This window comes from Roseburia intestinalis L1-82 (genome assembly GCF_900537995.1).
In the GTDB taxonomy this organism is placed as follows: domain Bacteria; phylum Bacillota; class Clostridia; order Lachnospirales; family Lachnospiraceae; genus Roseburia; species Roseburia intestinalis.
This window is the reverse complement of sequence record NZ_LR027880.1, coordinates 1,122,842-1,135,898: the sequence shown is the minus strand read 5'-3', so window position 1 is coordinate 1,135,898 and position 13,057 is coordinate 1,122,842. Positions and strand designations below refer to the sequence as shown.

General features: G+C 42.2%; 12 protein-coding genes. 1 reads left to right on the top strand and 11 read right to left on the bottom strand.

Going from position 1 to position 13,057, the window contains the following annotated elements; genetic code table 11:
• Positions 1 to 206: 206 nt before the first annotated feature.
• The 10 genes from RIL182_RS05410 to RIL182_RS05365 all read right to left on the bottom strand — a co-directional run bounded on the left by RIL182_RS05410 (position 207) and on the right by RIL182_RS05365 (position 10,383).
• Entirely contained in the window at positions 207 to 1,358 is a 1,152-nt protein-coding gene (locus RIL182_RS05410) for a galactose ABC transporter substrate-binding protein (protein ID WP_006855636.1), read from the bottom strand.
• Between the two features lie 228 nt (positions 1,359 to 1,586).
• Entirely contained in the window at positions 1,587 to 1,991 is a 405-nt protein-coding gene (locus RIL182_RS05405) for a C-GCAxxG-C-C family protein (RefSeq protein ID WP_015561253.1), read from the bottom strand.
• A gap of 341 nt (positions 1,992 to 2,332) precedes the next feature.
• A complete protein-coding gene (gene purD / locus RIL182_RS05400; RefSeq protein WP_006855638.1) occupies positions 2,333 to 3,610 on the bottom strand; it encodes a phosphoribosylamine--glycine ligase in 1,278 nt (425 codons plus the stop codon).
• 92 nt (positions 3,611 to 3,702) lie between these two features.
• Positions 3,703 to 4,332, bottom strand: a complete 630-nt coding sequence (purN, locus tag RIL182_RS05395; protein ID WP_006855640.1) for a phosphoribosylglycinamide formyltransferase — start codon at positions 4,330 to 4,332, stop codon at positions 3,703 to 3,705.
• Positions 4,326 to 5,351, bottom strand: coding sequence for a phosphoribosylformylglycinamidine cyclo-ligase (gene purM, locus RIL182_RS05390; protein WP_015561252.1), 1,026 nt, complete (start codon positions 5,349 to 5,351; stop codon positions 4,326 to 4,328). Before purM ends, purN begins: the two co-directional genes overlap by 7 nt.
• 28 nt (positions 5,352 to 5,379) lie before the next feature.
• A complete protein-coding gene (gene purE / locus RIL182_RS05385; RefSeq protein ID WP_006855648.1) occupies positions 5,380 to 5,880 on the bottom strand; it encodes a 5-(carboxyamino)imidazole ribonucleotide mutase in 501 nt (166 codons plus the stop codon).
• Positions 5,881 to 6,059: 179 nt separating this feature from the next.
• A complete protein-coding gene (locus RIL182_RS05380; protein WP_044998503.1) occupies positions 6,060 to 8,093 on the bottom strand; it encodes an aminopeptidase in 2,034 nt (677 codons plus the stop codon).
• 28 nt (positions 8,094 to 8,121) lie between these two features.
• The gene (locus tag RIL182_RS05375) at positions 8,122 to 8,709 is read right to left on the bottom strand and encodes an HD domain-containing protein (protein ID WP_006855651.1); all 588 of its coding nucleotides are present in this window, start codon (positions 8,707 to 8,709) and stop codon (positions 8,122 to 8,124) included.
• Between the two features lie 58 nt (positions 8,710 to 8,767).
• Positions 8,768 to 9,094, bottom strand: a complete 327-nt coding sequence (locus RIL182_RS05370; protein ID WP_022112256.1) for a DUF6142 family protein — start codon at positions 9,092 to 9,094, stop codon at positions 8,768 to 8,770.
• A 302-nt stretch (positions 9,095 to 9,396) separates the two neighbouring features.
• Complete coding sequence (locus RIL182_RS05365; protein ID WP_197730452.1) at positions 9,397 to 10,383, bottom strand: transposase; 987 nt, start codon at positions 10,381 to 10,383, stop codon at positions 9,397 to 9,399.
• 473 nt (positions 10,384 to 10,856) lie between these two features.
• Between RIL182_RS05365 and RIL182_RS05360 the strand changes: the two genes are divergently transcribed.
• Complete coding sequence (locus RIL182_RS05360; protein WP_006855657.1) at positions 10,857 to 11,168, top strand: hypothetical protein; 312 nt, start codon at positions 10,857 to 10,859, stop codon at positions 11,166 to 11,168.
• A gap of 345 nt (positions 11,169 to 11,513) precedes the next feature.
• Here the strand turns inward: RIL182_RS05360 and pap are convergent, their stop codons facing one another.
• Complete coding sequence (gene pap, locus RIL182_RS05355; protein ID WP_044998504.1) at positions 11,514 to 12,983, bottom strand: polyphosphate:AMP phosphotransferase; 1,470 nt, start codon at positions 12,981 to 12,983, stop codon at positions 11,514 to 11,516.
• Positions 12,984 to 13,057 lie beyond the last annotated feature (74 nt).

Genomic DNA, 13,057 nt, shown 5'->3' with positions numbered 1-13,057 from the left:
CATTTGGCTTACTTCTCTGCCAATTATGTTCCTATTTCATATCTGTGCTATTTAGCACACTTCATTTTTCATAGAATATATATCTGCCTGTTTTTATTTCATACATTCATTTCTGCATTTCTGCAGTCTGATCATAATTCTTATGAATAGTGGCAGCGGGTGCCATATGCACCCGCACCACTTTTATACCCTGTTCTTTTTACAGATTATTTAACCATGTCAAGAACATCCTGTGCATTGTCTTTTGTTACTTTTACATAATCACATCCGATGTAGTGATCATTGCCAGCGCCTGTGATGTAGTTGATAGCTGCATCTGCTGCACTGTGGGACTGTGAGAAGTGATCGTTAAATACAGTACCTGTCATGGTTCCTGCAAGAACATCCTCTAATGCCTCTGATAATGCATCAACACCTACCAGATAAATATCAGTACCTACGGTACGTCCTGCACTCTGGATTGCCTGTAAAGCACCAAGTGCCATTGCATCGTTGTTGCAGAATACAACTTCTACATCGTTACCGTACTGTCCAAGGGCATTTGCTACGATCTGCTGTGCCTGATCCTGCTGCCAGTTACCAACCTGATCGGATAAGCAGTTTACTTCAAGTCCTGCATCCTCAAGAGCTTTTACAGAATATTCTGTACGATACTGGGCATCCACGTTCTCCGGATCACCTTCTACCATAACGTAGTCGATTTTACCGTTTCCATTTAAATCTACGGTATCAAGACCAAGATCACTGATCATCTCACCCTGGAAAGTACCGGACTGACGTGCATCACATCCAACGTATGTAACATCCCAGTTGTTATCTGACCATCTCTTCTGCTCTTCTTCATCCGGCTCACGGTTGATGTATACCAGCGGGATTCCTGCTGCAACTACTTTATCTGTGATGGTTGCTGCGGAAGAGGAGTTAACCGGGTTGATAATAAGGACATCTACCCCCTCTGTGATAAAGTTATCAATCTGACCTGTCTGTGTAGCCTGATCGTTTGCACCATCAACAATTGTGATATTGTCTTTTGAAAATCCTTTTTCTACCAGATAATTTTCAAGCTCTGTACGGAACAGTGTCATGAAGTTATCGGAGAACTGGTAAATACATACACCAACTTTTTTGTCTGCTAAACTTGCATCTGCGTCTGTTGCTGCATCGGCTGCTGCGTCCCCTGCATCGGCTGCCTCTGTAGCTGCTGCATCATTCGATGTATCACTTGATGCATCGCTTGCTGCTGCATCGGTTGTTGTTCCGGCATTGTTTGTGGATGCGTTATTGCTTCCGCCACATCCTGCTACCATAGATGCTACCATTGCTGTTGCTAAAATTACACTAACTACCTTTCTTTTCATAGAAAAATCCTCCCATTTGATTTAATGTATTTGTAACTCTTTGTTTGTTACAAGTGCATTATACCAACAGGAGGATTGGATAAACATACAATATTCTTCTGTCTTTCTTAAAAATTCTTCTTTTTATTTGTGCATTTCATCACTTTTCTTTGATTTTCGTTTTATTTCGTTGTGTATTTTGACATAATAGTAAATTATTTCATGTTTTTTTAACGTCATTCTGTTGCTTTAAAGTTCTAAAATACTCTCTGCTATCTCCACTGCATCACGGATACAGTCCGGGCAGCTTCTAAGTACTTTTCCGGTTTCAGTGCCCTTTAATTCTCCACAGGTGAGCGATCCGTTTTTCTCTAAAAATGTCTTCGTGATCTCTCTGGTCAGTTTATAGGTATCTGCCTTACTTGCCGGCTGCTCTAAATTTTTGCAGCTGTTTTTTAATCCCGCAAGCATGACTGCGCCGGATACCGCACCACAGGTTGCTGCCATGCCGCCCATGCCAAGTCCGAATCCTTCACAGGCTGCAAACAAGATTTCTTCCGGTATGCCGGTCTCCTCTGCAAATGCACAGGCAACTGCCTGGGCACAGTTGAATCCTTTATCGTGTAATTCGATTGCTTTTTCTTTTCTGGTCATTGATGTGTCCTCCGTTTTTATCAATTTTACTTTTGGCATAGAACATGTTTTATGTACGATACATATTCTAAGTGCTGTACATACTTTATTTATTATACGGAGGTGACAGTGTATTTTCAAGTTTCTGTATCATTTAAAGCGTTTCCTGACCATTTAATCTCCTTTCCAGTCAGGGTCATTGCCGACAATATATCATCATGATCTGCAAAAGTCTATCCCAAAATCATAAAATACATATTCTCTAAACATTTTATTATCATGAAACAAAAATAACAGGGCACATCGGATTTTAAATCCGAAGTCCCTGTCGTTAAGTAAAAAACAAATAGAAAATGCCGCTCTTATTTTGCCTCATCGATTGCTTTTCCGATATCATGGCGCATATATTTATTGGCAAAGTCAACCCACTCGGTTGCCTCGTAGGCTTTCTTTCTCGCCTCCTTCAAATCAGCTCCGGTCGCCGTGATACCAAGCACACGTCCGCCATTTGTGACGATATCGCCATTCTCATCGAATTTCGTTCCGGCATGGAAACAGAAATAGTCGTCTTTTCCATCAAACTTTTCAAAACCACTGATCTTAAATCCTTTTTCATAGGATACCGGATATCCGTCGGATGCCAGTACCACACAGACTGCCGCATTATCCTCAAACTGCAGATCAATGGTATCTAATCTGCCATCTACGCATGCTTCCATCACATCAATGATGTCGTTTTTCATACGCGGAAGTACGACCTGGGCTTCCGGATCGCCGAATCTTGCATTATACTCTAGCACCTTCGGTCCATCCTCTGTCAGCATCAGTCCAAAGAAAATGACTCCGGTAAACGGTCTGCCCTCTGCAGCCATGGCATCCACGGTTGCCTGATAAATGTATTTCTGACAGAAATCATCCACCTCTTTGGTATAGAACGGACTTGGAGAAAAGTTACCCATTCCTCCGGTATTTAATCCCTGATCGCCGTCTTTCGCACGTTTGTGATCCTGTGCAGAAGACATGATCTTGATCGTCTTTCCATCCACGAAAGATAATACAGACACCTCACGTCCTGTCATAAATTCTTCCACAACCATGGTATTTCCGGCTGTTCCGAACTTTTTATCCTCCATGATCTCTTTGACACCGGCTTTTGCCTCCTCTAAGGTGTTGCAGATCAAAACACCTTTACCGAGTGCTAATCCGTCCGCCTTTAATACGATCGGCATTTTTGCAGTCTCTAAATAAGCAAGCGCCTCTTCTGCTGATGTAAAGTTTTCGTAAGCTGCCGTAGGAATATGGTATTTTTTCATGAGGTCTTTTGAGAATGCCTTAGATCCCTCTAAAATAGCTGCGTTCTTACGCGGTCCAAATACCTTTAATCCCTCCGCCTCGAAAACATCCACGATTCCGCCGACCAATGGATCATCCATTCCAACGATCGTAAAATCAATGGCCTGCTCTTTTGCAAAAGCCACAAGTTTATCAAACTCCATGGCACCGATCGGCACGCACTTTGCAAGTGCCGCGATTCCGGCATTTCCCGGAGCGCAGTAAATCTTATCGACACGCGGGCTCTTTGCCACACTTGTCACGATCGCATGTTCACGTCCACCGCTTCCAACTACTAATACTTTCATCCTCCGTCGCTCCTTACTCTGTTATTAAACACTATCTTTCATTTCCTGCTATTCTGTAATGATCGTATGTCCATTTTCTACCGATAGCTTTCTTACTCTTTCGCAATGATCACATGTCCATCTTCCACAGATACTTTCCCGTTTGCGATCAGGTCGATCGCTTTTGGAAGGATCACCCATTCTGCCTGTTCCATCACACGGCGCTGTAATACTTCCGGTGTATCTCCCTGCTCTACCTCGACTGCCTTCTGCAAAATAATCGGTCCCGTGTCTGTTCCCTCGTCAACAAAATGTACCGTTGCGCCCGTTACCTTCACTCCGCGGGCAAGCACGCCTTCATGTACTTTCAGACCATAAAATCCTTTTCCACAAAAAGATGGGATCAGGGATGGATGGATATTTACGATACGGTTCGTATATTCTTTGATCATCATCTCCGGCAGTACTACAAGGAATCCCGCCAGCACAACAAGATCTACATTGTAGGAATTTAATTTATCAAGGAATGCCTGATTAAAAGCCTCTCTGCTTTCAAAATCTTTCGGTGAGATGCACAGTGCTTCGATTCCATGTGCCCTCGCACGCTCCAGGGCATAGGCATTTGCATTATTACTGATGACAACCGAAATGCACGCATTTGTAATCTTTCCTGCGCTGATCGCATCAATGATCGCCTGAAGATTTGTTCCTCCACCGGATACTAAGACTGCCAGTTTTAGCATAAGGTTACTCCTTTTTCACCGTCTTTGATCTCACCAACCACATATGGTGTCTCGCCTGCTGCTTTGATTGCTTCCATTGTTTTGTCCACATCAGCAGGATCTACTGCAAGTACCATACCAAGTCCCATATTGTAGGTATTGTACATCATTTTCTCTTCTACCTGTCCCTTTTTCGCCATCAGTTTAAAGATAGACGGAACTTCATAACTGTCTTTGCGGATCACAGCCTGTTTTCCCTCCGGCAGCATTCTTGGAACATTCTCATAGAAACCACCGCCTGTGATATGGCTGCATGCCTTGATGCGCACACCTGCCTCTTTGACGCTGCGCAGCGCTTTTACATAGATTCTTGTAGGAGCAAGCAATGCCTCTCCAAGTGTTTTTCCTAACTCATCATAATAGGTATCCAGGCTTTCTTTTGTCATCTCAAAGATTTTTCTGACAAGTGAAAAACCGTTGGAGTGCACACCGGAAGATGCCATACCGATCAGTACATCTCCTGCCTTTACATCTGCACCTGTTATGATATCTTTTTCATCTACGACACCAACCGCAAATCCAGCAAGATCATATTCGTCCTCAGGCATCAGTCCCGGATGCTCTGCTGTCTCTCCACCGATCAGGGCTGCGTCGGACTGTTTGCATCCCTCTGCGACACCGCTTACAATTGCCGCAATCTTTTCCGGATAGTTTTTTCCACATGCGATATAATCAAGGAAAAATAAAGGTTCACCGCCTGCACATGCGATATCGTTGACACACATTGCAACACAGTCAATTCCGATCGTGTCATGTTTGTCCATAAGAAATGCAAGTTTTAATTTTGTTCCTACGCCGTCCGTTCCGGACACTAAGGTAGGTTTCTCCATGTTTTTAAATTTTTCCATGGAAAATGCACCGGAAAATCCGCCAAGACCTGTTAAAACCTCTGGCCGCATGGTTCCCTGTACATATTTTTTCATCAGTTCCACTGATTTGTAGCCTGCTTCGATATCAACACCGGAATTCTTGTAATCCATTAATTTTTCCTCCTGAATCTGTTGTTTTTTAGTAATTTTTATAACCAACTTCCTGTAATCTGGCATCTTTTGCCTGAACCTGTTCTTTTAACTCTTTTGAATACTCTTTTAATTTTGCAAGCAGAGCCTCATCTGAAGTAGCAAGAATCTTTGCTGCAAGCAGTCCTGCATTTGCACCTCCATTGATCGCTACTGTTGCAACCGGGATACCAGATGGCATCTGAACGATCGAGTATAAAGAATCTCTTCCGCCAAGGGATGTGGTATGCATTGGGATACCAATAACAGGCATCGGGAAAATTGCTGCACACATACCCGGTAAATGCGCTGCCATTCCTGCACCTGCAATAATCACCTTAAATCCTTTTGCTTCTGCGCTCTTGGCATATTCAAAAAATACGTCCGGCTCTCTGTGCGCGGAGATGATCGTCATCTCATAATCAATTCCAAGCTTATCTAAAATATCTGCAGCTTTTGCCATAACCGGCATATCTGAATCGCTGCCCATTACAATACCAACTTTTGCCATAATCGTGCTCCTTCCAGATTCCTACAGTATCAAATCTCCACTGTTATCTATGTGTATTGTAACTGTCATTCTTTTAGAAGTCCAATTAATATTTATTATTTTATTTATTAAATAATCTTATATATTATCTTTTTTATTTCTGAAGCAGGACTCCAGCTTATTTTTAGCAATCCTGTTTTTTATAAAAGCGGCTCATTCAGCTGCTCTGTTCCGACTAAGACAAATTTGCCATCTGCAATGATATCTTCTGTACTGCCATCTTTTCTTATCACTGTGATCTTGTCAAGCTCATCATATGGGATCGTAATATCTGTATGACAATTTAAATACGCTTTTTCTACGGACTCTTTTCTCTGTGCAGATACACTGTTCTCCCTTGCAACGATCGCTTTTCCATCCGGGTTATAGGAAATATTGTCCTCCTCATGGCTGTAACAGGTGTCACCCACTGCAAAATGCGGTCCGGTCTTCTCGGCAATCAGGATCGGCAGTTTATCTGCGATCTGATAATCTCTCGCCATGCGGTATGCGGTTGTATTCGTTCCGATCGCAAACTCTCCCATCGGCAGCGTGTCATGATGTTTTAATACATTATCACGGATATATTTTTTATTTTCTGCCTCATCCTTAAAATTGGTGCAGGTATAGGACTCTACCATACCATCCTTAAACCGGATTTCTAAATTCTCATAGTTGAGTCCGTTTAAGTAGACCTGTCCGACGAAAAGTATTCCCGTGGTTTTCTCTAATACCGGTGAAGTAAACACCTCTCCGACCGGAATGTTGACATCTGCCACGCAGTTCTCAAATGCAGTCTCCTTTGCCGGATCTTTTAATTTCCAGATATTTACATACAGATCTGTCTTATTTTTTCCTTTTCCCGTAATATGCACCTGATCTGCCGTATCTAATACATCAATAATCTTCTGCTGTATCGTCTGGTACAATTTATAATCCAAAGTATTTAATTTTACCGTTTCGGCAAAAATCTCCTCAAAACGGTCACCGATCTCCGGGATCGGATATGCGATAATTGTAAAACTGCGCTCTTCGCCTTTGATATATTCATTAATCATCTGCCCTGCCATGTTCATCTCATAGACACAGATTTTCTGCTGTTTTTCGTTATATTTTACCGCACGCTCTTTATTTTCCGGTGAAAATGGTACCTCCCCGAACACTTCGATCACTGCAGGGCCTGCATGACCGGCCGCTAATTTTTTTTCTTCCTCAAAATAATTCTTTCTTGCCTCTAAGCAGCGCTCCACATACGCTTTATCCAGATAGAGTGCACGGTCTTCACTGTGATCATAGTCAAACTGCTTGTTTGGTGATGTTGCAGATGCAAGCATAGTCGGCTTTAAATTCATTTTTTCAAAATTGTGTACCGCTGCACGGACCATCCGCTCAAAACCGATCGGATAACGGAGCTGTACCGTCTGCTTTTTGCCAAGATCTTTGCCTGTCACTTCAAATCCGATCCGATAGCCTTCCGTATAGGTGTCTGCCATCGCCTGGATCTCCTCATCGGTCAGCCTGTTTAAAAATGCTGCCATCTTTTTCTCATTTTCCCCAATATATACACCGTAGCGGTACAGATAGCGCAGATCGTTAAGATCAGCATTCATCACAATATCATTCTCAAAATCTTCTGCCGGATCAATCAGCCTTCGAAGACTTTTTTCATAAAAAATCTCACTGTAATCATGGAAAAACCAGTACAGATCCTGCTGCACCGCTGATTTCTCCGGGACATCTTTTTCTTCCCCTGCTTCAAAACGGTTATAAATTTCGACAAACAGTTCCATCTGGATCGTAAGCTGCATCAGATCCCCACGAAATGCCGCACCAGTCTCACGTCTGATATATGCAAGGTACGCACAGAGAAGCTGTCCGAACTCTTCTCCTAATTGTTCCACAGCATAATCCGGATTCGCATAACTTGTCTGATATGCCTCACCAAGAATGTCTTTATATAATGCCTGATTACATCTTTCTGCTTCTTTTAAACTCTGTTTTTGAATCGCATCATCTGCCCATAGATCATAGACAGCCGCCTGTTTCTGCAGCAGCTGTGCCGTCTGCCTGAAGTATTCTTTATATTTTTCTTCTGTCTCCGGCTTTTCTTCAATCTCTGCAACCCGCTCACGCACCAGCACAAAACGCTCCTTTGCAAGCTCGTTGGATTCTTTATATAATTCTTTGTATAACATTAAGTCAGAACCTCCACAAAAATTTCTATCACTCATCAATCAGTTTTCCATATTTTGCATTTTTTTCAATCAATGATTTTGCATACTCCCAGATCCGTTCAGAGCCCTCGTGTACCCTCTCGTCCCTCTTTAATACCTGAGATTTTTTCACACCATGTTCCTCCCATGAAATACCACCCGATGCATCATTTAAAAACAATGGCTGTACCTTATCTAACATATTCGCAAACTTTGATTCCGGTGTCTCCATCGCCTCAAACTCATCCCACAGACCGCGGTATTCCTTCTGCTGTGCCTCCGGCAGTAAACCAAAGATACGGTCAGCCGCTTTTAATTCACGCTCCCGCTTTGTCTTATTGCCCTCCGTATCGTACGCATAAGTATCCCCCGCATCGATTTCTATGACATCGTGAAGAAGTACCATTTTCATGGTTTTTAATACATCAATCGGCTCATTCGCGTAATCAGCAAGCACAAACGCCATCAGCGCCAGATGCCAGGAATGTTCCGCATCGTTTTCTTTCCTGCTCCCGTCACTTAAATAGGTCTGTCTTGTAATCTTTTTTATTTTGTCCAGTTCCATGATAAATGAAATCTGTTTTTCAAAATCTGTCATATGAATTCTCCATTCCTGCGTGTAAAAATCTTTTTTTCACACCAATTTCTCTCTTTATTTACAGCAAAAATCCAACTATATACAGTGCAGCCCATACCCCAACAGCAAGGAAAGAGCATACGGTCGCAAGATAAGGAAAAAAACGATAGGAATTTTCCTCTCTTAAGCTTACAATTGCATTGAACAATGCGATCACTCCAACGAACATGGACGACACACCCGCACTCCCAAGATACATGCTTCCGTTTCCTCCATCCTGAAAAGAACAGGCAATGACTGCAATTAGCCCCCCCAATGATATAACCGACAGTATCCATGCAGCAATTCCTCTTTTTGACTGTTTTTTATCTGTAAATTTATATCCTCTTTTATGTCGTGTATGCATCTTGTTTATCCTCATTTTCATGATTTTTATCCATTTGCCTGTCAGGCATATGTTTTTATCACTAATTTCCATGCCGGACTCAAATATCATTCACCTGCCGGCATTCTTTTATTATACAAAAACATATCTTTTTATGCAACCTGTCCGCCAGTCACACAGGGATTTCGCTTTTAAATTTTTTATCTATGCATTTTTATAAATAATCCAGTTATCAGCATTCCATCTGCGGTTACCCTTCGTTCCTGGTCAATACGCGCAAAATTCCCCCTGCTTTTTCCCTATATATTTTTTCTGGTGATTTTCTATCCGCCTTTTTCACATAAAATCTGTTTCACTTTTTCTGTTAGCAGATCATCGCAAAAAATCCGGTTTATGCTCTTTCGGCTTATACCACTTCCTGCAAAGTTCCGGCTTCTTCGGTACAAATATAACTCTCTTACATTAAAACCTATGATTATCAGATTAAATATGGTTTCAACCGCATCTCGACAGTAACAGTGCTTTGCGTGATAATACGTTTTCAATTGATGGAAACCATTCTCCTCAATGTCCCACCTGCGGTGCATCATTTCCCATAAGACTCGGTAGTCTGCCGCTTCCAGTGTCGTTACAAGCCACATGAAACGCTCTGTTTCTTTTCCATTTTCTTTCCACTGCTCATAATACCGCACCACACGCAGTTTATATGGACACCCTTCCATCTCAAAACCAGAAAGATCCCATACTTCAATCTTCTTTTTCCCTTTCCAGAAAGATGCCTTTTTTCCCTCATCCTGTTTGAACAGACGCTCTGCATCCTGAAAAATCATTCTTCTTTCGTCTTTCAGGCGTATCACCCCTTCCAGACCATTTTCCTTCAGAATGTTGATAAATGAAGCATTCAGATATAACGCATCCGCCACAATCACATCCGCAAAATGTCCATGCCGTTTCTTCAGCTGCTCAATCAACCTTTTTCCGCCTGTCAGTTCTCCTTCGTCTTTCCCAGAACCATCCCTTGGTTTTAACATTTCCTGCCCCAGAATTACGTGTGGCGATTTACCTATAATCATGCACACCACACTCCGGTAAAAGTATTCGGTTTCCCCTGTGTGTTTTTTTCGGCTCAGACAGTTTTTCAGTCTTTTCGACATGCTTTCCGGGGTTGAAAAAATGGTATGGAAACTTTCATACTGCAGCATCAGAAAAAGCAGTACCGGCATGACAATGTTAAACAATGGAATAGATTTTCTTTTTCTTTCGTCCGTTAAACACTTGATTTTTTGCGGGATTTTATATACACTCTTCATATAAGTTAGCAGTTTCTTCAATGCTAATTTTTCATTCAGGACACCTTCTTTCGTATGTTTTGTTCCATAACATAATTATACAATAAAAGGTGTCCTTTTTGAGTGATTATACAGAAAAAAACAGTAATTTAATACCCCAAATTGATATCCCCTGCTTTGCCTGGAATTCACAGGCAGAACAGGGGCTTTTATTTTTTAAAGCGAAATCTCTGGATACCAATGACTTTTATGACCTGATCGAATAGTCAAAATCCGGAGGATATCAGGGTTCAGTCATTCTGTTTTTTGATTTTGAGTCCGGTAAAGTTTTCAAACCGTTTGCAAAAAAAAGAAATGTCATTTACAGCAATCCTGTCTATGCAGAGGGTTTTTACTATTTTCTGCAGGGCGATTATGACGAAAAGAAAATCTCTCTGTACCGCTATATTCCCGGAAAACTTTTAGAAAAAGAGACAGAACTTAGTACAGAAGAAGTGAGCCTGTATAAACTTTGCATCATTGGAAATCCGGTACACATCATCAGTCAGGAGGACACCTTTGTATGTTATTATCCCGAGAAAATTTCTTTTCCGATAACCGGTCATGAAAGCGCCCTTTTTATAGAAGATGAAAAAATATATTTTGAATCCTGGGTGGAAGAAGGCTGGAATGACAAAAATGACTGTGCCACAGACAATTATGATCTTTACTACAAAGTTATTGTAAAAGATTTCAGTGGAAATACGCTTTCTGAAGAAGTTGGCGATTTGTATCAGGCGGCAGACGGCACCTGGTGGATCGCATGACTTCCAGTTGCTTTATGGATAAAAATTGAATATTTCCATTACACCATAAATGTGAAATGGGCGAAATGATATGTTACTTCAATCTTTTCATCCAAAAATACTGTCTCATTTTATGAATTTGTATGATATTGGGTGAAAACGATCCTGTATCATACAAAACACCCACGAATTTCGATATATGTGGCTGTTTTTCAAAAAAAGTTCTTTTAATTCGCCCATTTGACAATATTATGTCAACTGCTTTACAAAAAAACGGGCGAAACAAGCATATCCTGTACTTGTTTCGCCCAACGTATTTCATTTTGCCTGACAGACTTCAAAAACATCTGCACCTTTCCACATACATCACTCCAGCACTTTTTCTAACTCCTCGATCACGATCTTTAATGCTTTGATCCTTGCATACCGTTTATCCACTGACTCTAAGATATGCCAGGGCGCATATGTCGTACTGGTTTTCTGGATCATCTCATTGACTGCATCTTCATACTGATCCCATTTTTCACGGTTACGCCAGTCCTCATCTGTGATCTTCCACTGCTTCTGCGGAGTGTTCTGTCTCTCATTAAAACGCTCTAACTGTGTATCCTTGTCGATCTGCACCCAGAACTTGATGATAACAGAGCCCCAGTCGTGCAGTTCCTTTTCAAATTCATTAATTTCGTTATAGGCACGTTTCCAGTCATTTTCGCTGCAGAACCCCTCAAGACGCTCCACCATGACTCTGCCATACCAGGTGCGGTCAAAGATCGCGATATGTCCTGTCTTTGGCAGCCTCGTCCAGAAACGCCAGAGATAATGTCTCGCCTTCTCGTGTGGCTCCGGGCTTGCGATCGGATGTACTTCATAGCCTCTCGGATCGAGTGCTCCGGTGATCCGCTTGATATTGCCGCCCTTTCCTGCTGCATCCCATCCCTCATATGCAATGATGACCGGAACTTTTTTGCGGTACAGACGGTTATGAAGCTCTCCTAAGCGGTTCTGGAGACGTTTCAGTTCTTTTTTATACTCGTCCTCTCCAATTGTCTTATCCAGTGGGATCTCCGACAACAGGGGCATTTTTTCCATAGAAAATACATTCTGTAAAATTGGCACCGCCATCGCATTATTGGCAAGCGCCACATCAATTCCTTCCGTCAGAATCTCAAGTACCTGTAACTCCGTCCATTTTTTTGATTCTGCATCAATGATATACCACGGTGCTGACGGCAGATTTGTTTCCTTTAAATAGGAATCAAATGCATTCAGGCATTTCTCATAATGCTCATTCTGCCAGCGGTCATTCCTGCTGACACGCCATCTGGTATCCTTCTCCTTAGAAAGATGTTCGATCCGTTTTTCCTGTTCCTTTTTAGACACCTGCAAAAATAATTTCACGACGAGATAACCGTTATCTGTCAGCTGGCGTTCAAACCGCTTGACACTCTCAATGCGGTGCGCATATGCCTCGTCTCCAAGCTTTTCATGCAGTCTTTCACCCATGATCTCATCCATCCAGCCGGAGTCTAAAAAGCTGAACTTGCCGCTCTCCGGTATTTTTACAAAGTGGCGGTACAAAAACGGTTTTCTCTTTTCTTCCTCCGTCGGTGCCGCCATGGACGCTACTTTAAAGAATCTCGGATCAATGTTTTTAATAATCTGACCGATCAGTGAGCCTTTACCTGCGGTTCCCCATCCTTCCACAAGCACAAGCACCGGCAGTCCGTGCTCTTTTACCTTGAGCTGCTGCTCCTGCAGTTTTCTCCGTGCTTCCTGCAGCCGTTCCTCCAGTTTTGCATCTGACGGACGCTCTGTTTTTTCCCATTGTTTTAACATGCAAATCCCTCCCATTCTTCTGTCATTAGTTTTCCACATTCATTCTGAAATATCAAGTATTTTCAATTATTTTT

Coding starts and splice junctions, on each gene's coding strand:
- RIL182_RS05410 (WP_006855636.1), bottom strand. CDS start 1,358: ATGAAAAGAAAGGTAGTTAGTGTAATTTTAGCAACAGCAATGGTAGCA.
- RIL182_RS05405 (WP_015561253.1), bottom strand. CDS start 1,991: ATGACCAGAAAAGAAAAAGCAATCGAATTACACGATAAAGGATTCAAC.
- purD (WP_006855638.1), bottom strand. CDS start 3,610: ATGAAAGTATTAGTAGTTGGAAGCGGTGGACGTGAACATGCGATCGTG.
- purN (WP_006855640.1), bottom strand. CDS start 4,332: ATGCTAAAACTGGCAGTCTTAGTATCCGGTGGAGGAACAAATCTTCAG.
- purM (WP_015561252.1), bottom strand. CDS start 5,351: ATGGATTACAAGAATTCCGGTGTTGATATCGAAGCAGGCTACAAATCA.
- purE (WP_006855648.1), bottom strand. CDS start 5,880: ATGGCAAAAGTTGGTATTGTAATGGGCAGCGATTCAGATATGCCGGTT.
- RIL182_RS05380 (WP_044998503.1), bottom strand. CDS start 8,093: ATGTTATACAAAGAATTATATAAAGAATCCAACGAGCTTGCAAAGGAG.
- RIL182_RS05375 (WP_006855651.1), bottom strand. CDS start 8,709: ATGACAGATTTTGAAAAACAGATTTCATTTATCATGGAACTGGACAAA.
- RIL182_RS05370 (WP_022112256.1), bottom strand. CDS start 9,094: ATGCATACACGACATAAAAGAGGATATAAATTTACAGATAAAAAACAG.
- RIL182_RS05365 (WP_197730452.1), bottom strand. CDS start 10,383: ATGAAGAGTGTATATAAAATCCCGCAAAAAATCAAGTGTTTAACGGAC.
- pap (WP_044998504.1), bottom strand. CDS start 12,983: ATGTTAAAACAATGGGAAAAAACAGAGCGTCCGTCAGATGCAAAACTG.